Origin of the sequence: Marinibactrum halimedae (genome assembly GCF_021234875.1) — a bacterium.
GTDB classification, from domain to species: domain Bacteria; phylum Pseudomonadota; class Gammaproteobacteria; order Pseudomonadales; family Cellvibrionaceae; genus Marinibactrum; species Marinibactrum halimedae.
This window is the reverse complement of the sequence record NZ_JAJQVM010000009.1, coordinates 112,271-135,834: the sequence shown is the minus strand read 5'-3', so window position 1 is coordinate 135,834 and position 23,564 is coordinate 112,271. Positions and strand designations below refer to the sequence as shown.

Here is a 23,564-nt window from a genome sequence, read left to right as displayed (position 1 = left end):
CAGCGAATATTAGCCCTTAGTTTTTCGTCAAGTACCACCTCTTATACTTCTAGGTTCCCTCTTGTTTAGCTCGTTGAACGCCTTGTGCTTGAGCACCTCCACCAGGCAGATGATAAAGCTATTTGTTATTCAAATTCGCTTTCCAGCTTATCCATGCGGCATGGATTAACTTTTCCGGTTCTGTCTCTAATCCCACGGATACTTTAAACAAGGTATGCAACGTTAACTGCTGATTGCCCAACTCAACGTTCTGTAAAAACGAATCGGCCAATTCACTACGAAATGCCAATTCTTCTTGGTTTATACGCAATTGCGCACGCCTTCTTTTAATTTCCAAACCAATATTTGGCTTTGCATCCATCTTTTTCACAAGTACACCCTCACCAAAAGGAGGGAATAACGCATTGTTTATGAAAGACAATAAACCCTTTTTAAAGGGTGGACATTTGACTAATTTTGGTATCCATATAATAATTTTCAGCCAGACTAATGATCATGGAATAAAGGATGGATACATCACTCGAACGACTAGAACAATCTTTGGAAGACCTAGAAAGGCCTGGGCTGCTGTTTCAACTTGCCAGGGCTAAAGCGGAAATACACCTCAATGGAGCCTTTGAACTGATACAGGATCTCAATGGACTGGCCCAGTCCAAAGGCTGTATCAAACTAAAAGACATACAAAAGCTGTTTGAAGCAATAAAAAGCCGTGAACATGCGGCTTTGATAGGAAGACTTAACCAAGTAAGCGAACAATACGCAAAGAATCGACCTCAAAAGAACCGATTAACCTTGAACCAGAAAGGGCAATAAAGAATGGAAAATACCTCTACCTTACTTCGATCAATTTTAAACAGTAAAGGCGAAGAAGAGCTGGCAAAAATGGTCACAGCCGTAGACGCAGAAGGCTATAACCGGGCCATTCGCGACATAAAAAGCCAATTAAACGACAAAAAAACCATAACGGAAATAAAGCACTGTATTCATCAGTTAGAAATCATATCATTCAACCCAGTTTTGCAAGAGCTACAAGGCTTCATAAAACGCCTCACTCATTGACCCTCAGAAAAACGGATTTTAGATGTTTTCACGTTATCGATTCCTGGCCAGCCTTAAACGACCTTATGTCAAAGGCTGGTACAACAAAGATCACTTACAGGTTGACCTTTCCGACACAACACTAAAAGTGGGCTTACCGGCTCACACTCAAGACCCGGTGTTATACCAACCCTGCCCAGAACATTTTGACCTCTATAACCGTAAGAACTTTAAGTTTCATAAAAAGGCAGAGCAGTATGCTTTCGGAGTGGCTGCGATCTTTGGGCGTTGGTTTCGAATATCCGGCCCACTGTTCAAAAAACCTGTTGGGTTATCGACTTTTAGTGCCATTGTTCATGTCTTGGACGACCTGCCAGAAACCATGAGCTGCTTTAACCCGGCCCATTTTGAACAAGCGATTGCACGATCATTACATCGATCAAGAGGCCCTTTAAACTCTTTTATTCCTTATGAGTTCCATAACTGGGAAGTGTTAAACAATGGGGTGGTGTACGTCGAAGCCCACAACCAAAACACTCTCAAAGATGCTCAAAGAGACCACTCTTTTTGTTCTTATGGGTTTTATCCCTTGGATGACAATATTTACCTGATGGTTTGTTGTGATATCGACACACTCAGCAACCGTGATTCCATATCACCCCTACTCCAATCATTGGCAAAAAGCTTAATCGGGTCGGTAGTCATCCAGCTAAACCCTCATTGCGAAAAGCGAAAATCATCGATCTTAAAACAGGCCCGCCGCACGCACTACCAACAACCCGACCTCAACTGGACGTTTGCCACATACCGAACCCATAAAATTAATCCGTGTCGATCAGAGCAAATTCTCGTTGATCCGGGTAGCCCTTTTCCCCAATACCACCCTTAACCGTACGTATAAAGGACGACGCATGAACCCTACCCCGCAAATACTGAAAGACGACAAAGGTATTACCTACCTCAAGGTGTATGAAAACAACCGAAACGGTCTAAAACGTGGGCGCGACGTTTACGTCGCGAAAGTGTATTACCCTAATTTTGAAGTGGCCAAAGCTTATCAGCATGATAACTATCATTTAGCCTCCGTCATGCGGGCCGTGTGCTACCTGAATGCTTACCATGACGGCGGCAACCAACAACAAGCCATTAACAATATTACCCACTCGCTGCCTAGAGAAGGCTTTGCGTTTAAATACACCTTTCATGCGAACGGCAGTGTGTTGATCCCGGACTTTAGAATTAATGAGCAATACACCAACCACCCCAAAGAATCGAACTTCTATCTGGCGAAAAAAGATGAAGATAGACCAGAATGGAACCGGGTTAATGAGAGGGCTGTAAGCTCTTTAATGCAAACCCAAAAATGGAAATCCAATAAAAACAACAAACCCGATGCTCATTACGTGGGTTTATCTGGAAAATCACCGAGTCCAAGGGAAGCCAGTGGTATTGTCGGTGCGTTAATTGTGGATGCGTTTGGCCATCGAGCCGAAGATTTTAATGTTCAGACTTTGCCCTCCGATGCCCAAATCACCGTTGGCTATACACAAAATAAAGACTTTAAAAATTCCAAAACCGTACAACGGTTAGTATCGGGTATTGAGCAAGCCACCCTCCAAAAAGCACCGTTAAATATGCTGACTCATGGTGAAGCAGCGCAAACCCTGTATGCAGCCGCCAAGGCATTAGCGGGCCGCGCCTTTGTTCGTCAAACCGAGGCACGACTCAACCCAAGCGCTCACATTCGCACCATCATTGTCAATCCGGTGGGTGTGTCTATCGAAAATCTTAAAGAAGCCTGTCAAAAAGCCGGTATCGAGGTGGTCGCCACCTACGAAAATAACCGACATTTGGGTAATTTAAGTTTTAAACAGGTCTTTGATGATCACTTTGGAAAAATCATCGCCAGCGGTGTATTTGGAGTAGGGACACCACTGGTTGCCGATATATCAGCCAGCTCAAAATTGAGCGGTGCCTTTACCATCATTAAAAATTATACGACCGATGGCACCCATTCGGGGATGCTTGCCGCCGCACTTGGCGCTGGTATGATACTTAGAATAGGCTACAACGCGACTAAGGAAATAAGAGAAGACTGGAGTAACGCTATTACAGCTTATTATCTCGTTACGCGCAAAGGCGGTAATAATTTTATCTCTGAAGATGACAAAGACTTGATCGAAATAATGAAACGCTAAAGTGACTGAATGGCTTTTTTGATTATACTTTGGTCAAAATAATCAGAAAATTCGGCTCCAATGAGTGGTGTGAGCAGCCCCCTCTTCACGAGTGAGAGGCTTCCCGGCTTTGATATGGGCAATACATCTTCAAGATCGAAGGGAGGGTCTGATTTGGACCTGTGTCATCTCCTGTGGTTACAACCAGTTTATGAAAAAATGACACAGAAATTTGAACAATACCCAGTACGATTAAGCTTTTAGTGCCGCCTGAATGTCGCTCTCTATCTGTTCAGGTTTTGTCGTGGGGCCATAGCGCTTGATAACAGAACCATTCTTGCCAACCAAAAACTTGGTAAAGTTCCACTTAATGCGTTTGCTTCCCAATAAGCCCGGCGCAGAAGATTTTAAATAGCCGTATAAAGGCGCTTCATTTTTTCCATTCACTTCAATTTTGGAAAACAATGGAAACGTCACTCCAAAGTTGAGTTCACAAAACTCTTGTATTTCACCTTCACTGCCTTTCTCTTGTGACCCAAACTGATTACACGGGAAACCTAAAATCACAAAACCTTTGTCTTTGTAGTTCTGATAAACCGCTTCCAAGCCTTTGTATTGAGGCGTAAATCCACACTGGCTCGCAGTATTAACAATCAATACAACCTTACCTGCGTACGCCTCCAAACTGATGGGCTTTCCAGTAATATCATCCATGGAGTAGTCGTAAATTGTACCCACTTCTGTGTCTCCTCTATTCGTACTTATTAATCGTACTTATTAATCTTACCTATTGATGTTTCTTATTTTCATTCAGCTACTGATGTTGTTCGCTCGTTTTCTCAAGCCTTAAATTGGCACCTCACACAACATTGCGAGCAAATTTCATAGAATGGATAAGATTAAACAACATATTCAAAATCAGTTAATGATAATTATAAAAAATAAAAGTTACTTTCATTATGAAATATCATTCATAGTATAAGTTTATTGGCGTCAATTTTTCTTTTTTTTACGTTAAGAAATACACCCACACCATATTTACATAACTTTACATTAAGGGACACTGCGTATATTTGTAATCGTTTACTTTTTGATAAATCCTTTACTCACGCTGAGTGATATTGATGGGGAAGCCAGTTTTCTCATCCGTAAAGCACTGCGAGAGTTCACGTCCAGCAATACGTTTTTTCGCCTCAACTGATAACAACAATAAACAGTTGATGATTGATTCAAACTCGCTTGCTGAATATGTCTGTTAATACGCAGGATCATAAAAATAATAATTTGCATAGCCTATTGCTGGTACTCGCAGCCGTTGTATTACCAACGGGTATTTAACATCCAATACAAGGACGCGAGCTTTCTCACCAGCCCCAACTTCAATAACGTTAACAATATGGGTGCTCTCATGAAACGAATAACCGAACATTGGCCACGGTTGTATCGCTGTTGTGGTGTTGCCGTCGCCACCAGTTTGTCTACTTTCTCTTATGCTCAAACTCTATCAACCACCATTGAAGCCGAGTCTGGCAGTATTTTTAATGGTGCATCAATTTATAACGATAGCGCGGCGTCGGGCGGTACGGGCGTTGCGTATATTAGCTCTCAAGGCGCGGGATTTAGCCTGTCAAATACACCTGCCGCAGACCGCGTAGAAATTCGCTACGCCTCAGAATTATCCGGTGTGATCTCACTGATCGTAAACGGCACCAGCCGCGATGTGCCTTTTTCCTCAACTGGGGCATGGGTAGGGAATTACACCAGTATTATGGTGGATATTGATATCCCTTCAGGCGCCACGGTCGGGATTGAATACGACAGCGGCAATACCGCCATGAACGTGGATTCCCTCACCTTCCATGATGATGGCGATGACGGCGGCGATGACGGCGGCGATGACGGCGGCGATGACGGCGGCGATGACGGCGGCGATGACGGCGATGACGGCGATGACGGCGATGACGGCGATGACGGCGATGGCGGCGATGGCGGCGATGACGGCGATGGCGGCGATGGCGGCGATGACGGCGGCGATGACGGCGGCGATGACGGCGATGGCGGCGATGGCGGCGATGACGGCGGCGATGACGGCGGCGATGGCGGCGATGGCGGCGATAGCGGCGACGAGCCATATAACGGGGACTTTGGTGTGCTCAGTGATGGTACTCTGTGGTATCTCGCACAACCCGAATGGCCAACAGGGGGCACATTCTATTTATGCCGTGATTTAGAAAATGATTGCTACCCAGCATCATTAAATGGCGATCGGTGGCAGCACACGTTCAATAATTTGCCTACCGGGACGTTCACCTCTCAGCTCAAAGTACCAGGCTACGGAGCAGATGCTTTTCCCCGCTATGAATACACTTGGGGCGGCGGCGGTGGCAACCCTCCCGGCGGCGGCAATCCCCCCGGAGATGGTAATCCTCCTGGCGATGGCGACACCACATTTGGAAATTTAGATTGGCTCTACAATTCTCATAACTCCAATGAGAATATGAGCTCTCATAACAGCCAAGCGGTCTCTCCTCGTCCACGTACCAACGGGCCTGAATACTTAGCCACCCCAACCAATGGTGCAGCGCCCACACAATATGGTTTTGCGTTTGATATCAATGGGAATACCGCCACTTGGCGCTGGGGGCCTTCCATTGTGAAACAAGCAGGCGATTCCGGGTTAGAAATGCATTGCTCTGAAGACAATGGTCATACCTTCAAAAGTTCAACATTCAGTGGTGGAACGGCAACGATTCCTTGTTCTGGAAACTACATTTATTTCTTCCGTTACTTACACCCTAATGCTCTGAACAATAACGCTGCAACCGCTTGGATTTATACTGGCGGATTCACCACCGCAGGAGCACGAGTCAATCCCAATGCCTATCCCTCATTCTCAGATGGGTCTGCAAACTGGATGCGTTTCCGTCATCCAATTAGCCATGACGGAACCACGGCAGCGGTACTGGATGCGCAACACAACAACGATTTACTCCGCCATTTAGATCGCTACACCATCTGGGTCGATGACTCACCCGGTAATGTCGAAATGCGTGGCAATATCAATGGTAGTGTGCTTCGTAATGAAGCCATGCGTAACCCTGGAAGTCCCAACGGACAACAGTTCTTCTCTGCTGTCGTGAATGGAACACTGGGGTGGGGCAACTTCTTTAGCTATGGTCAAGTTATTCAGTTTGAAATCACTGCTGTCGCCGGAGCGACGGGTGCTCAAACCTATAATGACTTTTCATACTATACCGTCGGTTATGGCTGGGGCTCTTATGGTGATCCACGTTTGAACTCCGCAGGCCGAGCCGGTACGACCATGCACTTCTCTGATGGTGGCACCTACACTAGCCTTGAGTACGATGCCATTTTCACTCAACCGATGACAACAACTTACAAAGAAGAAGATATTGATGACTTCATTGTGGGACATCACCTCTTCCATGGCATTGCTCCGCGTAAGCAAGGTTCAACTACCTTCAATGACCCAGATGCACAAGTAGGTAAGGATACCTGTGGTAATTGCCATGTAAGAGATGGACGCGGGTCCGAGCCGGTTGAAACACCAAATGGCTTACGCTTACCGCCTCCTAACTACGGAGTAAAACTGCTTGAGGCCATTCCCGGTCGTGAAGCAGGCTTTGGTTGGGATGGGTCACAACCAACGGTGGCAGCTCAAGTCATTAATGCAATGGAGGTAGATCACGGTATTGATTTCTCCAAAGTTGAAGGCGGCACCAGCCATCCAGTTGTTGAGAAAATCACGGCATACGTAGAATTGCTGACGGTGCCAAATCGTGACCCAGGCAGCTACGACAAACCAGGAGTGGCAGCAGGTGATAAATTATTCAGCGATGTTGGTTGTGCAAATTGCCATACACCAGTGCAAGTCACACAATCTAGCGACCCTCGGTTGGATAATTTGACCATTCGCCCTTACACCGATATGAAGTTGTGGAACTTAGGGGAAGGAAACTTCCGTACAGCACCACTTTGGGGGCTAGGCCACAATATCAACCTTCTTCAACGGAAAGGGCTACCGGTGCTGTTCATGCATGATGGCGGATCATCTTCCATTGCAAATGCCATTTCACGCCACGGTGGTGACGCCGCAAGTGTCCGCAGTCGGTACAACGGTCTAAGTGGTTCAGAGAAAAGCAATATCATTTCATTCATTGAAACGCTGTAATAATTTCTAACGATTTAATGAATGGTTTTAATAGAAATTAAGTAGATACAAAAATAAGCACTGTAAAAAATCTGCAAATGAAAGTGGTTAATATTTGTTCCACTTAATGAAGAACCCTTCTGAACAACTAGAACGGTGATGAGTGCAACGCTTATCAGAAAAATTCACAGCCTCGACTTCCGTCGGGGCTTTTTTATGCCTTAAATATTTCATGATGTTTAACATCACTGATATTGAGTAACACTGATATTTAGAAATACTAATGTGTAACGACAGTGCTACTCACCCCGCCTGATACAAAAAAGCCCCACTCTTTCAAGTGAGGCCAATAGAAATCCGCCATAAGGCTGCTATTTACAACTTTAAAATAGAGATATGTACAACAGCCATTCTCTTTGAACTAACTCAACGACTCCAAACTACCTATTCAAAGGGTTTCTTGAAACAACCCAACTGATTATTTCAACAAATAGGCGTCATCGTTGGCGATCAATGCCTCTACTTCCGAGCCACCAGGATAATACTCTGAAGAGATCTGACCGGTGGCAAGATCGTAAGCCCATGCTGCAGTGAACTCCATTAAGGTTGTAATATTCTCACTACGAGCGCGCCCACACGCCAAAGGCGCCCAAAATCCAGCGTTGCTGGCTTCAGCGTCTAAATGGGTACTACGATTGGTGAGCTTAAGGCCAACGTAAGTGGTTCCTGATAAATCAGACAACAACGGCTCAGCATTGTTAAAACTGTTACAAGGGCTCACATTTGCCAAAATAGCATAAACAGGCTTACCGTCCGAAATAGAAGCCTGCATTGCCTCTTCCATTAAGTTATCAGCATCTACTGGGTCTAATAGAATGGCACCAACATAACCATCGTAATCTGCTTCTACCATTCCTTCGGCAATTAACGTTGCATTCAGGGCACCCGCCGAATGGCCTGCTGCGACGAATTTCTCTGGCATTTCATAACCATTAGGAGGGGTTGGGGGCGCAGTGGTAAATTGATCTACGACGCGGGCAGCTAAACGAGGATTTCCACCAGCAAGGTTTGCATCCACACTCAACACCATAAACCCTTTATCCATAAGGTAAGTCGCTAAATCCAACAAATTATTGGGGCCACGACCAAATCCGTGCTGTAAATACACCAACGCAGGAATATCCGATTCAACATCCGGCAGATACCACTCTGCCATGTACTCTACCTCACCCAAACCTACACGCTCACTCACAATTGTACCGGCACTCACTCCACAGCTGAATGCAACAGTTAATAGACTCCCGGCTAATTTAGTTGTGATTGTATTCATTATTATGCTCTTTTATTGAAAGGAAAGGAGCCCAGCCTCGCGCAAGCTGGTATTCACAAATTATAAAAAATTTACAGCTGAAAACTTGCGCTGAACCTGAGCAGTAGTGGTACATCTGAAAAGTTGCGCAATCTAAAATGCGATTAACACAGAATCAAAGATAAAATGTATTTATTTAAAATACATTAAAAAATAAACTTTAATCAATGCTATTAAAAATTGCCGTGCAAATACATTTAAGAGAAAGGAAAAGATAAGAAAAGTGCTCGCCTCTCATCAAAAGGCGAGCAAATAAAATAGAAGCCAAAAACTATTCAGCAAAACCAACAAAAGTAGTTAACATAAAAAACAATACGCGACATAGTTACGAAGTAAAGGGCTCTAACAACAAACTGACGCTGACTTTAACATCAAACCCAATCGTCGGATCTGTTGCCCACATCCCTTCTCCGATGTTAAATTCAGTGCGATTCACCACGGCCTCTCCTTGAAATATCACGGTACCATCAGGCTGAGTATTCCAATAAAATAGCAGCGGCACCTCCTGGGAAATGCCTTTAATTGTCAGTAATCCCTGCGCAATAAAACCTTCATCCGCTTGCTCAAAGGCAGTGGTTCGATAAGTCGCCTCTGGAAATTGTTTTACCGCAAACCATTCGCTATCCGGCAACGAGGCATCCCAATCGGAACTGTATGTGGTTATGGAGCCAGTATGAATCAAGACATCAAAAAAGCCTTCTTTGGGTGTCTTTTCATCGAAAAACATCTCAGCACTAAAATCGCGAAATTCACCTTTAAATTCAGCACCGTCATAACTACCGACAAAACTCAACGTGCTATCACTTGAAACAATACGCCATTGTTTATCAGTATGAGATCCCGCTTCAACAGAGCGCGAAAGTGCTCCATTCGTTTTTTCTGAATCATTTAAAGCGTCAGCTTTTACAGCCTCCGAATTTGAAGGTTCAGTAGGCGAGGAAATAGGCGAAGAACCTGCCACGAAGACGTAATACAACAACGCCAGTATCACCCCGATACCCAATGCCCAAGTGCGATGGTTACCGCCGGGTAACATTCGAGTCAGCACATCACTGCCATGCTTAACGTGATGCACCACTGCCATCACCACATGACCAATAACCGCCACCGCCAGCACTAAAAATAATAATTCATGAGCAGAATGAGCAGGCCCCTGTAATGACTTTGATACGGGTAAATGAGGCACCGTAAACCAATTCATCCAACGAAAAGGAAACCCGGCGGCAGAATTCATCACCCAACCACTGATAGGTAAAGCAAACATCAACCCGTACAACCCCCAGTGCCCTAAATGTGCAAGCTTGGCATTGGTACCAGTAATGCCTTTGGCATCGTTAGGTTGCGGGGTAAACCATTTCCAACCCAAGCGAAGTATCGCCAAAGCCAGTACGGTAATACCGAGAGATTTGTGAAAAACAAATAACTTAATTTTTTCAGGGGAATTGGGCATATCGTCCGCTACCAAGGCCAAACCAATCGCGGTAAAGATAAGCAGTGCGATAATCCAATGAAGGGATTTACTCACCAACCCCCAAGTATTGTCTGAGTTTTTAAATTGCATGGTAGTCTCGTATTTAATGATTTATGAACAAACCAGCCCCAGTGTACACAAGAAATTCACTTAAAAAAAAACGCCACACACTGTGCGGCGTTTTTTCAATCTTACTGAACTGATAAAATCAGCAAGAAATAGAGCGGTATTTACTTCTTCACGCCTTCCACTTCAATACGAATAGGAATTTCCGCTCCAATCATCGGCGCGAAGGTATCCATACCAAAAGTGGTACGATCAATGGTTGCAGTAGCACTGAAACCGGCTTTCTCTTTACCCATTTGAGTACCGACTTTATTGAGCTTTGTCTTCAATGTTACTGACTTCGTCACACCTTTCAGAGTTAAATCGCCCATGACATCAAACATTTTGTCACCGGTTTTCTTCACGCTTTTACTCTTAAACATCATCGTCGGGAATTTCGCCACATTGAACCACTTTTCGCTCATCATGTGGTCATTCCAAGTGGCGTCGTTCATGTCGATGCTTTTAGTATCAATAGTCACTTCTACTTTTGACTTGCTGTAATCTTTTTCATCAAAGCTAAAGCTGCCATCAAAATCGACAAATGCGCCGTTTGAGTTAGAAAAGCCCATGTGGCTCACACTAAACAAGATTTGAGTGTGTACTTTATCAAAGGTGTAATCTGCCGCCGAAACCAAGGGAGCGGCAGCCGCCAAAATCGCAGCAGCTATTAATTTCTTCATACGTCAACTCCTATTTATCCTTTATATTGTTAATGTGTGGTGTAAAACGTGTACTTTTAAATACTTTGTTACTCAATACCCAGTTTCAATACCAGGTTGAGACTCTTTTCGAAACTGTTCTATCCACGACGCTTTTGATGGCGCTCAAGGTCATCTTGCCTTTTACGCTCTGATTTTTTCAACATGATGTACGTTGCCCCGACGCCGCCATGATGTCGTTGCGCTGAATGAAATGCCTGTATTAAGTCAAGCTGGGGCAACCAATGAGCCACGCAGCTCTTTAGCACGGGAGGCTGCCCTCGGCCTTCGCCTTTTCCGTGAGTAATTAACGCACACCGAATGTCCTGCTCTACGCAATCTTGCACGAATTGGTACAATGCACGACGCGCTTGATCGACGGTCATGCGATGCAAATCAAGCCGAGCTTCTATTCCGTATTTCCCCAATCGCATATTGCGGTACACCCCATTTTGAATGCCAGGACGTTTAAACGCCAACTCATCCAATGGGTCTAGCATTTCAATATGGTCGGTTTCACCCGTTAAGGCGCTCTGATCAGACACCTCCTCATTCGTGGCAGCCATTCGTCTTGCCAGTATATTGGTGGTATCTGACGGTGAGCTTAACTGCACCCGAGATTCTTTTCTTATCCGAGTGACACCTTCCATGGCCTGTTCAAACAACAACTTTTCTTCACTCATGCTCTACCCCTCCGGAAAATCTGGATAAACCGATTGGACACGCCCACGAATAGAGACGCAAGTGAAAATTCCTACTTTTAAAAGCTCATCTTGCTATAGCTATAGTGACAAACGCCCAGCAATCAACCCCTGTACCACATTAGGATCGGCCAAAGTTGAGGTATCTCCCAAGTTTTCAAGCTCATCTGCAGCCACTTTGCGAAGAATACGACGCATAATCTTTCCCGAACGAGTCTTGGGTAACCCTGGCGCCCATTGGATCAAATCAGGTTTAGCAATCGGCCCAATCTCTTCGATGCATAACTGAATCAATGATTTTTTCAGCTCTTCAGACGGCTCTTCACCCAGCATCAACGTGACATAGGCGTAAATCCCTTGTCCTTTGATATCATGAGGGAAACCCACCACCGCCGCTTCCGCTACTTTCTCATGAAGCACCAGAGCACTTTCGATTTCAGCTGTACCCAGTCTGTGACCGCTCACATTCAACACATCATCGACCCGCCCTGTTATCCAGTAGTACCCATCTTCATCCCGTCGTGCGCCATCACCGGTAAAGTAATACCCAGGATAGGTACTAAAATAGGTATCAATTAGACGCTGGTGGTCACCGTATACAGTTCGAATTTGACTCGGCCATGAAGATTTAATGCACAAAGACCCACTGCCCGGCCCTTCTATTTCTTGCCCTTGCTCATCCAAAAGAACGGGCTCTACTCCGAAAAAAGGGCGTGTTGCCGAGCCAGGCTTTAAGGCAGTGGCTCCCGGAAGTGGCGTCAACATGTGAGCACCCGTTTCCGTTTGCCACCAAGTATCAATAATCGGACAACGCGCTTCACCCACCACTTGGTAATACCATTCCCAGGCTTCGGGGTTAATGGGTTCCCCCACCGTTCCCAAAATTCGTAGGCTTTTTCTAGAGGTGCTCGTAACCGGCTCATCTCCCGCTGCCATCAATGCTCTCAGAGCTGTCGGTGCCGTGTAAAAAATGGAGACTTGATGCTTATCCACTATATTCCAGCATCGAGAAGCATCTGGGTAAGTAGGTACCCCTTCGAACATCAAAGTAATCGCCCCATTCGCTAAGGGGCCATAAACAATATAGCTATGCCCCGTTACCCACCCCACATCAGCCGTACACCAATACACTTCACCTTCTCGATAATCAAAGGCGTATTTGTGGGTCATTGCTGCTTGCAAAAGGTAGCCTGCCGTCGTGTGCAAAACACCCTTGGGCTTTCCAGTTGAGCCGGAGGTATAAAGGATGAAAAGAGGGTCTTCCGCTTCCATCACCTCAGGCTCACATGTCACTGGGGCACTAGCAGTCGCTTCACGATAATCCACGTCACGCCCATCAATCCAATCGATTTCCGCTTGAGTGTGCCTCACCACAAGACAGCTCTTCACTCGTGGACACTTCTGTAATGCTTTATCTACGTTCGATTTCAACGGAATCTTTCTACCACCTCTAACCCCTTCATCAGCGGTAATTACTAATTGACAATCGGCATCCAAAATACGATCTGCCAACGCCTCAGGTGAGAAGCCGCCAAACACCACCGAATGAATTGCCCCTATCCGAGCACACGCCAGCATGGCATAAGCGGCTTCAAGAATCATAGGCATGTAAATACACACGCGATCTCCCTTTTTCACCCCCAAATCCTTCATGACATTGGCCAACTGACACACTTCGTCATGGAGCTGCTGGTAGGTAACACTCTGATCGACATCCGGTTCATCGCTTTCCCAAATAATCGCGGTCTGATTCGCTCGTTCAGGCAGGTGGCGATCAATGCAATTGGCACTTACATTGAGCTGGGCACCATCAAACCAAGTGGCTTGCCCCGTTCGGAAGTCAAACTCTCTAACGGATGACCAAGGGGTAATAAAGGTGAGAAATTCCTGTGCTTTTTTCGACCAGAATTGGCCTGGATCAGAAACTGACAGGTCATAATCTTGTTGATAGCGTTGTGAATCAATATGGGCTTGTTGCGCCAACACTTCAGGGACGGCTCGAATGGAAGTAGTCATACCCGCTTTCGCACTCCTGCTGTTTGTTATTGTTGTTCCGTATTGCGCCTCCCTCTCATTTTTCCCTCTTCACCTCCTCTAGTAGAAAGAAGCAAAAAATATAAAAAAGAGAGGTAAACAATACGACCCGTTCATGCAGTAAAAACGATAATAATGATAACGGTAGTGTATATTTGCTATGGATGACAACGTAAGTGGCGGTTTTAAGCAGTAATCATCCTAAAAATCACCCCAAATAAAAAATAATCGATATATTCTCGCCCGTAACAACGAGATCGCCTACAAAAGCAAATAAGAGAAAAAAGGGAAGCAATGAAAAAAGTAATGAGAAAGGGATAAGAGAAGAAATGAAGTAACGGCCCACGGTAATAAGGCCGCGAGCCTACAAAAAGAGAGAAAAACTAAGCGACCTGTACAGGAATCGTGTTAGTGGTGCGCTCTACGGTGTTATCTTCGTGAAGATACACAAGCTTTGGCGTGAAGTCTTTGGCTTCAGCCTCAGACATTTGCCCATAAGCAGCGATGATTATACGATCACCCACTTGAACTCGACGAGCTGCCGCACCATTCATTGAAATGGTTCCAGAGCCAGCCTCCGCCAAAATAACGTAGGTACTAAAACGCTCACCATTACTCACATTGTAGATATCGATTTTTTCGAATTCACGTAGACCGGCCAATTCCACTAAATTAGCGTCAATAGCGCAGGATCCGTCATACCACAACTCAGCTTGGGTAACGCAGGCCATATGGAGCTTGCCTTTAAGCATGGTAATTTGCATGATTCACCTCAATTCCGATCACGCCACAACGGGCATTTCAATTCAAAACGTAATCTAACATTTTTGCCGATAGCAATGGTAACGGCTTTGCTTAACCGTTCACTTTACTTTGGAGTTCTTACCAACGAGAGATTGTCGATTAGACGAGCACCATTGGTATACATCGCACCCAGTAACGTAATTTCCAGATCATCATGTGCAGCAGGCTCAAGAGTTTTGCTATTACAGATGGAAAAGTAGTCCACCTTAAAACCGGCCTCCTCAATCTGGCTTTTTGCCTGAGCCTCAACCGTCAGAAAATCTCTCACCCCGGCTTCAATTTGAGCTTTTGCCCACATCAAGCTTTTATAAAGCTGCACAACTCGTGGGCGCTCTTCCGGCGTTAAATAGCCATTACGCGAACTCATGGCTAAGCCGTCTTCTTCTCGGATAATATCACCCGCAATGATCGTAATGGGCATACAAAGGTCTTCGACCATGCGGCGAATAACCGCTAATTGTTGAAAATCTTTGATGCCGAAAACGGCTTCGTGTGGCTGAACAATATTGAACAACTTACTCACAACAGTGGTAACGCCCTCAAAATGCCCAGGACGACTGGCGCCACAAAGCACATCGGTCATGGTCGGCACCACCACACGGGTTTGCTCAGCCATGCCATTGGGGTAAATCTCGGTCTCATCCGGGCAGAATAAGTAATCACACGCCACTGCCGCCAGCTTCTCGGAGTCTGACTGAAACGTACGTGGGTACTTGTCCCAGTCTTCGTTTAAACCAAACTGCAAGGGGTTCACAAAAATACTGCACACCACCACATCACAGCTCTTTTGAGCAATTTTAACGAGCTCAATGTGGGCCGCATGAAGATTTCCCATTGTGGGCACAAAGCCAATTCGACGCCCTTTGGCGCGCTCAGCATCAAGTGCTTCACGGATGGATTTAACATGATGAAAAATTTGCATAACCGCTGGACTCTGTATCAAAGCAGTCAATGAACTTGTCAAAGGGCCGCGATGATACACACACGAACGCAGCTTGTATACTGATCGCCAAGCGACAAAATCCAAAGACAAAATCGATTTGAAATAAAAGAATAAAAAATCTGCTCGACGCTTTTTAAGCTATCAAAGAATAGTTACGGATAATCATTAAAAACCACTACTTTCGCCGCCATATTCGGGAGCGAGGTTTTCAAAGCGCGTAAACTTACCCACAAACGCCGCTCTACAAGTACCCACCTCACCATTACGTTGCTTACCGACAATCAACTCGGCCACGCCTTTATCAGGGCTGTCTTCGTTGTAATACTCATCTCGATAAATAAACAAAATGACATCAGCATCCTGCTCAATCGCACCCGATTCACGCAAATCTGAATTCATAGGGCGTTTATTAGGTCGTTGCTCCACACTCCGATTTAGCTGGGAAAGTGCCACCACAGGGCAATCAAACTCTTTGGCTAGGGCCTTAAGGGAGCGAGAAATTTCAGAGATTTCCTGAGTTCGACCCTCGCTTTTACCTGCAACTTGCATCAACTGAAGGTAATCCACCATCACCAAACCGGGATTACCATGTTCGCGAGCAATACGACGCACACGGGCACGCACTTCTTGTGGTGTTAAGCCAGGTGTATCATCAATAAAGAGTTTCTTGTCTTTTAGCTTGCCCATCGCAGCGGATAACTTCGGCCAATCTTCTTCGGCCAGCTTACCGTTACGAATTTTACCCTGATCAATACGCCCTACTGATGACAGCATCCGCATCATCAATGAGTTCGCCGGCATCTCCATACTGAATACTAAAGCCGGTCGCCCTTGGGTAAATAAACACGCTTCAACAAAGTTCAATGCAAGGGCCGTTTTGCCCATGGAAGGACGGGCAGCCAGAATCACCAATTCACCGTTCTGCCAACCCGAAGTACGTTGGTCTAAATCCATCAAACCTGTGGATATCCCAGTGATATCCGAATCCGAGTTGAAGAGCTCATCAATACGATTAACCGTCTCTTTCAACAGAGCATTCATTTCATGAAAACCGCCTTGTTTTGGGCGATTTTCGACAATTTCCGCAACACTTTTTTCCGCTAACTGAAGCAAGTCATCTGCACTCAATCCCGCAGGATTCATGCTGCTGCGGCTAATTTCGTGGGCGGTTGAAATTAATCGGCGTAACGTCGCACGCTCTACAACAATTTGACCATAAGCGACGATGTTCACCGAGCCCGGTGTATTCGCCGCCAACTCCGCCAAATAGGGTAATCCACCAATCGTCTCAAGAGACTCATGGGTTTCTAAAGCCTCTGCCACAGTGATGACATCCAAAGGCTGCTCTTGCTGCTGCAATGACATCATGACCTGGAAGATCATACGATGTCCTTGGCGGAAAAAATCGTCTTCTGTCAAAATTTCCGCCACTGCATCAAAGCGACTGTTATCCAACATCAGTGCACCCAGTACTGCCTGCTCTGCCTCGATAGAATGCGGCAGAACCCCCATCGCCTCTTGCGAGCGCTCCGAATCAAAAGTGATATCCGAGTGATAAGTGTCAAAATCTGAGGTGGGTGTTGGCTCTGTGTCACTCATCAGCGGCTGCTCGGTAAAGTCATATTAAAAAGAGGATCAGATAAGAGAAAGACAATGCACACAATTGTCAAAAACAGAGGCGCAACTTGCAAGTATGATTAAATAAATAGGTGTGGGATTTTTCAAGAAGGAATGCAAGAAAAGTAACGCAGAAAGGCGATATACGATTATGGCCGCTACAACAGAGCAACGGCCATAACCTACGAAAAGTGCAGACGCTTATTCAGCTTCTACAGAAATCGTAACGGACTGAATAACTTCGCTGTGTACTTGAATATCAACAGCAAACTCACCCACTTCACGCAAAGTACCTTCTGGCAACTTTACTTCCGCTTTAGAGACTTCAACGCCTGCAGCAGTGATTGCATCGGCGATATCACGAGTACCAATAGAACCGAACAACTTGCCTTCATCACCTGCGTTAGCCGTGATAACCACCGCTTCCAGCGCAGCCAATTTCTCAGCTCTGGCTTCAGCAGCAGTACGTTTGTCAGCCGCTGCCGCTTCCAACTCGGAACGACGAGCTTCAAACTCAGCCAAGTTTTTTTCGTTGGCAGGCAAAGCCTTACCTTGTGGGATCAAGTAGTTACGGCCAAAACCAGCTTTTACAGCCACTTTGTCGCCGATATTACCAAGCTTACCCACTTTTTCGAGCAGAATAACTTCCATCTCGTTTACCCTCTAATTAAGTCGTAGCTACGAGCCATCTCTGGCTATTCACCTGAGCGCATTCGCGCTAACCGCTCGCGTACGTTAAAAAAGCTATCCGATGTCGCCAGTAACACCAGCAAAATTGACAGCGGACTTACCAATAACAGAGCCGCGTAAAACGCAACCAACCAAAATGCTGGCAACTTTTTGGATTTACAAAACCAATGCACCAAACCAATGCCACTGAGCATAAGTGGTGTCGCAAAAAGAAGGGTCCACCAAGAGTAATCCGAACCTAACCACCAACAATATATTGATGCCCCAGCACACACCATTGCCATAGAAGACGGTAAGCGCAGCTGGTGTATTTCTTCTTGGAAACCCCCTGGGTTATACACAATTGATTGTAACCAACGGCCTATTAATAGCCCCATAAGTGCCACAAACACATTGAAAAAACCCAGCATCCCTAAACTGAATCGCTCTGTTGGTAATGGTACATTTTGTTGTTGTGTTGCATTGAGCTGTTCAATAGCCTCTTTGGCAGCGGAGGTAATATTCTCCACATCTTGAGGATTGATCAGGCCAACAACAATTGCCGCCATTACCGATAGTATCGTGGCAAGCATTAGTGCCACAGGCCAAGAGCGAATCCAGCGTAAGGCTTCTGCAACCACCAGTGTGGTAAACAAACTGGTGACATTCAAAAGCACCATTAGCATTAGCAATGGCGTTTCTGGACTCCACCAGGGTGCAATGACCGCTGGAAGAATCGCCGCTATAAAAATCCAAATACCTTGATGATAACCCAACCTTAGAGTTACCAACCCGACCGTTGCCGGACTTAAGAGTGGCACCCAACTACCCAGCAGGGCCACCACGGTCGCTTGCACGCGCCCCTGCATGATGAACTCAGCCAGCGCACGCACGAGCAGCAACGATTATTCGTGGCTGTCAGTGTACGGTAACAGCGCGATGTAGCGTGCACGCTTGATAGCGGTCGCTAATTGACGCTGATACTTCGCTTGTGTGCCAGTAATACGGCTAGGCACAATTTTGCCAGTTTCAGTAATATACGCTTTCAAGGTATCCAAATCTTTGTAGTCGATTTGCTTAACACCTTCAGCGGTGAAACGACAGAACTTACGACGACGGAAAAAACGTGCCATGTGTGTTATCCCCCTTACTCAGCTTCGCTTTCAGCGCTTGGCGCTTCAGTGGATTCTTCCTCAGAGGCTTCATTAGCACGCTCTTCACGAGCTTGACGCTCGTCACGACGCGCTTTGCGCTCGCGGCTTTCTTTCTCTGACTTCATGATGGGAGATTCTTCCGTAACCGCTTCATCACAGCGAACAACCATGCTACGCAGGATTGCATCGTTATAACGGAAGTTAGTGGTCAACTCCTCAAGGGCTTCAGCATTACACTCGACATTCATCATGATGTAGTGTGCTTTGTGAATTTTATTGATGGAGTATGCCAACTGGCGACGGCCCCAGTCTTCTAAGCGATGAACCGCACCACCAGACTCTTGAACCGTTGAGGTGTAACGCTCAATCATGCCTGATACTTGCTCACTTTGATCTGGGTGAACTAAGAAAATGATTTCGTAATGACGCATATCTGCTCCTTACGGGTTACGTCTTCTGTCGTGTCATTTAAGTAACAACAGCGCAGTAAGACAAGGAGTGCTTAGGATTTAAAAACAAATCAACGGACTGCTTTTCCTAAACGTTGATCACCCCAATTTTTAGAGAAGTCCTAAGACTCCCAACTTCGAAATTTAGGGGCGGCGTATTCTATGTTCTTCGCCAGATTGATGCAAGTTTGCACACCACAACAAAAGCCTACAACAAAATTTCCACCATCAATCTCGAAGCTCACCATACAAATAGTCAATAGTTGAGAATTACTTCTTTAACTGCCCACAAAACCGGTATCGGAAGGTTTCCTCAATAATCGTTAAGCTTCTAGCCTTTTACAGACGATGTACGCGAAAAACACGGAAAGATGTATGCAATCCACTGTTCAATTCACACCTTCGCAACACCCCCGTTGCTCTAGAAAAGAGTTTATATTTCTGCGCATTTTCATTTTTATACTGACGCTTTCTGCTATCGATACCGTTTATGGTAAGGAAGAGCCTCTTCCCAAAGAACGGCGGTCTACTGGACAACAAGAAGAAAAAAGTCAAAAAGAGAGTGATAACGGGTCAAACCCAACGACGGCAGAGACGCTTGCACAAATTCAAGAGCAAATTAAAAATCAAAAAAAACAGCAGCAAACGCTCAAACGTCGACTGGCTGCGACCACCGAACCCGGGCAAATCAGCCGGTTAGAAAGCGAATTGAGAAACTCTCAAGACATTGCGGCGGACTTACACGATGAGTTTATCGCCATTGCCACAGGTGGTGCGAAACTCTTTGTTAAACACATTCCCGGTCGAGCAGAATACAATTGGCAGGAAGACCTAGAAGCCATTATTGCCCCATTTTTGGATGAACTCAAAGAAATCACCGCACGACCACGAATATTGGAAGACCTTCAGTCCGAACTCAGCTTTTGGAAAAAAAGACGCAAATCACTCTCTGCTGCCATCGAACACCTAGAATCGACGCTAGAAGATGTCCAACAAAACACATTGCGAAAAGAAGTCGTCGGACTACTGGAATCCGCTCAATCCCGACATACCAGCGCACAACAAAAAATCACACTTATCCACAGTGAAATAAAGCGTCTAGAGGCTGCCCAGAACCCGATTTGGGAAACCATTTCCACTACGGCAAAAAACATCGCTCGCAGTATGGGAATCCATCTTATTGTGGCCATTCTCGCAGCAGCGTTGATTTATCAATTGATCAGTTTACTGGGCAGGCTACCCATTCTGATTCTAGGCAAGCAGCGACCTGAACAATTCATCTCCTTTGAACGCAGTATTAACCTCATCAAACGCATGGTGGGAGCCACTCTTGGTACCCTGGTGTATTTAATGGTGCTCTACGGGTTTTCAGAATGGCTTATTCTCGTATTATCACTGATTATCATCGCTTCCATTCTGATGAGCTTACGCGTTGCGATACCCCAATATTTAGTCGAGCTACGTACGCTACTGAATATGGGGTCTGTAAGGCAGGGGGAGCGCCTAATGTATCAAGGCATTCCTTGGAGAGTAAAAGAATTGGATGTGTACACACATCTTCACAACCCTTGGCTAGACGGGCACTTACGCGTTCCCGTTACAGAGCTTAGCGCCTTATCTTCCAGGCCTTTTCACCAAAATGAGCCCTGGTTTCCATGCCGATTAAATGATGTCTTGTTATTTCCCAATGGTGTCTTGGGTATCGTCGAACAGCTTTCACCTGAGCAAGTTCAAATTGAACGAGGAAAAGCCATATTCACCTATCAAATCGAAGATTTACTCAAAACCCCATTTCAAAACCTCACTCGAAAGGGGTTCAGTATTTTTATGACACTCCCCTTAGATTACACCCTTCAGCCAACAATACTGGAATCGGCACTACCTGCACTAAAAACTTCCATGTTGAGTATGCTACGTACCAGCGAATTTGCCGAAAGCCTGTTAGATTTCACGTTTGAGTTTGATGCTGCCAATGACTCCTCTTTAGACTTTAGGCTTATCGCCTCCTTCACGGGTAAATATGCCTTACAGTATTACCATATCAAGCGACGCCTAGAGGCCAACTTTATCGAAGCCTGTAATAGTAATGGGTGGACCATTCCATTCCATCAACTCATGGTTCATCAGCCGCCATCCACTGAAGGCAAAGCGCTTATGAATGAATCGTGATACGATTCATTCTATCAACACAGGTAAAAATAAAACGGACAAGTAAAAAGATGAGTATTAATTGGTATCCAGGTCATATGCACAAAGCACGTAAGCAGATGATCGAAGTACTCCCTAAAACCGATATACTCATCGAAATTCTCGATGCCCGCATTCCCTACAGTAGCGAAAACCCTGCAATCGCACAATTACGCGGTAATAAACCGTGTATAAAATTACTCTCTAAAACAGACCTTGCCGATACCGAGCAAACCAAAACTTGGCAGCAGTATTTCGAGTCTGACCAGAACGTGAAAACCTTGGCGATTACTACCACAGACCAAACCACTACCCGCACGTTACCACAACTCATCAAAAAGCTATTGCCTAACAAAGTGGCTCAACAGCGTACCATTCACGCCATGATTGTTGGCATTCCGAATGTGGGTAAATCCACTCTGATTAATACATTGGCAGGACGCTCCGCCGCAAAAGTGGGTAACGAACCCGCTGTAACCAAATCCCAGCAGCGAATTCATCTTGATGACAATATTATTTTAAACGATACACCTGGCATTCTTTGGCCAAATGTTGAAAACCCACATAGTGGCTATCGATTAGCCGTGACCGGTGCCATTAAAGATACCGCCATTGAATACGAAGACATTGCCTTATTTGCCTGTGAAAACTTAGCACAACGCTATCCCGAAAAGCTCCAAGAGCGTTATGGCATTACTATCCCCTCGGCAATAGCAGGTAATGATCAAGCACTCATCAATATGCTGGAAGAAATCGGTAAAAAGCGAGGCGCACTTCGTGCTGGAGGAAAAGTGGATTTACATAAAGCCGCTGAAGCCATCATCCATGATATTCGCAGCGGTGCACTGGGGAAACTGACATTCGAGTCACCAGCAGACAGAGAGCAAGAAGAAAAGTTAGTAGAAAAAATTCGCCAAGAAAAAGCCGAAAAAAAACGTGCGAGAAAAGAGGCTGAACAGCTCAAACGCAGCGGAAAGAGACATACCTGATTTTCACTAAAAGTCGGTCAATTTCGCGTTGCAGGTACTTCAATAACTACACCTACACCTACACCTACACCTACAACTAATTAGCCGTCACCACCGTGGTACTCTCCACTCCATTTTCCGAATACACCACTTCACAACCGACGCCCCCACAGCTCACAAAAAAGGGCTCTTGTTGCCAACAATACGCCTCATAAAGCTCTTCCAAGCCACCCCTGACTAAACGCAACCCATCTTTCGGAAACTCACATCCTGCATCCATCATTGTGCGCTCAGCGGCAAATTCATAGCGACCGTAGCTGACTTTATTTCGCATATTCTGAGGTAGCCAATTTCTTGCTAAAGCGCCTTCATTCACATGAACAATCATTTGGTCATTAAACTGACTGTAAGCATGAGCAAACGCATCCTCTACCGAGTTGGACAACACCGCACTTGCCATAAAACTGGATAAAATAGGTACCGCTAAGGAAACCACCCCCAAACCGAGCCGATCCGCTGATATCACACCTGATCGCCCTTTCGCACGTAAGGTCAACACTTTTTTTCCAATGCTGTCGTGAATATCAAATTTCAAATCCACAGAGGCACGCATCAATACCTTATCCATTTCCAAATCCATGATGGTAGGCTTAACCACCAACGCACAATCTGAACATTGGTGAGCGTCAAAATAGCCGTGCCTTACCTCAACCGTCATAAAGTAATTCTCAAGGAAATGTTTAGCCGACTGGGCAAGTGTTTCCCCACACGCAACCTCCCACTCATGAATCGGACCTACCGCCAAAATACCCTGCTCAGAGAATGTTTTTTGAGCCGTTTTTTCTGGAATAAAAACAACGGCTTTACTGTGCGCACCAAAAGACTGTAGTTCTGAATAGCGCTCAGTATGCGGATCAATTGGAACATGGACACTACACCCCACCGCAACGATTGCAGTGAAAAGAATAAAGGTGTGAACAATACATCGCATACCTTGGGCTATCCC

22 protein-coding genes are annotated in these 23,564 nt (G+C 45.6%); 7 read left to right on the top strand and 15 right to left on the bottom strand.

Annotated features, from left to right (window positions below; genetic code table 11):
* Positions 1-118 precede the first annotated feature (118 nt).
* A complete protein-coding gene (locus LU351_RS07355) occupies positions 119-361 on the bottom strand; it encodes a helix-turn-helix domain-containing protein (protein WP_232593425.1) in 243 nt (80 codons plus the stop codon).
* A 146-nt stretch (positions 362-507) separates the two neighbouring features.
* On the opposite strand from LU351_RS07355, the gene LU351_RS07350 reads away from it, so the two are divergent.
* The 4 genes from LU351_RS07350 to LU351_RS07335 are packed head-to-tail and all read left to right on the top strand — an operon-like array spanning position 508 to position 3,236.
* Complete coding sequence (locus LU351_RS07350; RefSeq protein ID WP_232593414.1) at positions 508-813, top strand: hypothetical protein; 306 nt, start codon at positions 508-510, stop codon at positions 811-813.
* 3 nt (positions 814-816) lie between these two features.
* Positions 817-1,059, top strand: a complete 243-nt coding sequence (locus LU351_RS07345; RefSeq protein ID WP_232593413.1) for a hypothetical protein — start codon at positions 817-819, stop codon at positions 1,057-1,059.
* Between the two features lie 22 nt (positions 1,060-1,081).
* A complete protein-coding gene (locus LU351_RS07340) occupies positions 1,082-1,927 on the top strand; it encodes a hypothetical protein (RefSeq protein ID WP_232593412.1) in 846 nt (281 codons plus the stop codon).
* Between the two features lie 22 nt (positions 1,928-1,949).
* On the top strand, positions 1,950-3,236 hold the full coding sequence (locus LU351_RS07335) for a hypothetical protein (protein ID WP_232593411.1): 1,287 nt from the start codon (positions 1,950-1,952) through the stop codon (positions 3,234-3,236).
* 231 nt (positions 3,237-3,467) lie between these two features.
* Here the strand turns inward: LU351_RS07335 and LU351_RS07330 are convergent, their stop codons facing one another.
* Positions 3,468-3,953, bottom strand: a complete 486-nt coding sequence (locus LU351_RS07330; RefSeq protein ID WP_284285190.1) for a glutathione peroxidase — start codon at positions 3,951-3,953, stop codon at positions 3,468-3,470.
* Between the two features lie 670 nt (positions 3,954-4,623).
* On the opposite strand from LU351_RS07330, the gene LU351_RS07325 reads away from it, so the two are divergent.
* Positions 4,624-7,407 carry a di-heme oxidoredictase family protein gene (locus LU351_RS07325; protein WP_232593410.1) on the top strand — a complete coding sequence of 928 codons (2,784 nt, stop codon included), beginning with the start codon at positions 4,624-4,626 and terminating at the stop codon, positions 7,405-7,407.
* A gap of 457 nt (positions 7,408-7,864) precedes the next feature.
* On the opposite strand, the gene LU351_RS07320 is transcribed toward LU351_RS07325, so the two are convergent.
* The 12 genes from LU351_RS07320 to rpsF form a co-directional block, all read right to left on the bottom strand.
* Positions 7,865-8,716 carry an alpha/beta fold hydrolase gene (locus LU351_RS07320; RefSeq protein ID WP_232593409.1) on the bottom strand — a complete coding sequence of 284 codons (852 nt, stop codon included), beginning with the start codon at positions 8,714-8,716 and terminating at the stop codon, positions 7,865-7,867.
* 364 nt (positions 8,717-9,080) lie between these two features.
* Positions 9,081-10,316 (bottom strand): cytochrome b/b6 domain-containing protein, encoded by a 1,236-nt coding sequence (locus tag LU351_RS07315; RefSeq protein WP_232593408.1) that lies wholly within the window; start codon positions 10,314-10,316, stop codon positions 9,081-9,083.
* A gap of 140 nt (positions 10,317-10,456) precedes the next feature.
* Entirely contained in the window at positions 10,457-11,014 is a 558-nt protein-coding gene (locus LU351_RS07310) for a YceI family protein (protein WP_232593407.1), read from the bottom strand.
* Between the two features lie 119 nt (positions 11,015-11,133).
* Entirely contained in the window at positions 11,134-11,715 is a 582-nt protein-coding gene (gene smrA / locus LU351_RS07305; RefSeq protein ID WP_232593406.1) for a DNA endonuclease SmrA, read from the bottom strand.
* Between the two features lie 99 nt (positions 11,716-11,814).
* Complete coding sequence (gene acs / locus LU351_RS07300) at positions 11,815-13,749, bottom strand: acetate--CoA ligase (RefSeq protein ID WP_232593405.1); 1,935 nt, start codon at positions 13,747-13,749, stop codon at positions 11,815-11,817.
* 401 nt (positions 13,750-14,150) lie between these two features.
* Positions 14,151-14,531: an aspartate 1-decarboxylase gene (panD, locus tag LU351_RS07295; protein WP_232593404.1), complete on the bottom strand. Its 381-nt coding sequence runs from the start codon at positions 14,529-14,531 to the stop codon at positions 14,151-14,153.
* Positions 14,532-14,635: 104 nt separating this feature from the next.
* Positions 14,636-15,493: a pantoate--beta-alanine ligase gene (gene panC / locus LU351_RS07290; protein ID WP_232593403.1), complete on the bottom strand. Its 858-nt coding sequence runs from the start codon at positions 15,491-15,493 to the stop codon at positions 14,636-14,638.
* A 186-nt stretch (positions 15,494-15,679) separates the two neighbouring features.
* The gene (gene dnaB / locus LU351_RS07285; protein WP_232593423.1) at positions 15,680-17,026 is read right to left on the bottom strand and encodes a replicative DNA helicase; all 1,347 of its coding nucleotides are present in this window, start codon (positions 17,024-17,026) and stop codon (positions 15,680-15,682) included.
* A 306-nt stretch (positions 17,027-17,332) separates the two neighbouring features.
* Entirely contained in the window at positions 17,333-17,782 is a 450-nt protein-coding gene (rplI, locus tag LU351_RS07280; protein WP_232593402.1) for a 50S ribosomal protein L9, read from the bottom strand.
* A gap of 44 nt (positions 17,783-17,826) precedes the next feature.
* Positions 17,827-18,669: a hypothetical protein gene (locus tag LU351_RS07275; protein WP_232593401.1), complete on the bottom strand. Its 843-nt coding sequence runs from the start codon at positions 18,667-18,669 to the stop codon at positions 17,827-17,829.
* Between the two features lie 36 nt (positions 18,670-18,705).
* Positions 18,706-18,933 (bottom strand): 30S ribosomal protein S18, encoded by a 228-nt coding sequence (rpsR, locus tag LU351_RS07270; RefSeq protein WP_232593400.1) that lies wholly within the window; start codon positions 18,931-18,933, stop codon positions 18,706-18,708.
* 14 nt (positions 18,934-18,947) lie between these two features.
* On the bottom strand, positions 18,948-19,385 hold the full coding sequence (rpsF, locus tag LU351_RS07265; RefSeq protein ID WP_232593399.1) for a 30S ribosomal protein S6: 438 nt from the start codon (positions 19,383-19,385) through the stop codon (positions 18,948-18,950).
* A gap of 393 nt (positions 19,386-19,778) precedes the next feature.
* Here rpsF and LU351_RS07260 point away from each other — a divergent pair, with 393 nt between their 5' ends.
* Both LU351_RS07260 and ylqF read left to right on the top strand, forming a co-directional pair.
* Entirely contained in the window at positions 19,779-21,572 is a 1,794-nt protein-coding gene (locus tag LU351_RS07260; RefSeq protein WP_232593398.1) for a coiled-coil domain-containing protein, read from the top strand.
* 50 nt (positions 21,573-21,622) lie between these two features.
* Positions 21,623-22,579 (top strand): ribosome biogenesis GTPase YlqF, encoded by a 957-nt coding sequence (ylqF, locus tag LU351_RS07255; protein ID WP_232593397.1) that lies wholly within the window; start codon positions 21,623-21,625, stop codon positions 22,577-22,579.
* A 76-nt stretch (positions 22,580-22,655) separates the two neighbouring features.
* On the opposite strand, the gene LU351_RS07250 is transcribed toward ylqF, so the two are convergent.
* Positions 22,656-23,549 (bottom strand): hypothetical protein, encoded by an 894-nt coding sequence (locus LU351_RS07250; protein WP_232593396.1) that lies wholly within the window; start codon positions 23,547-23,549, stop codon positions 22,656-22,658.
* Positions 23,550-23,564: the final 15 nt, after the last annotated feature.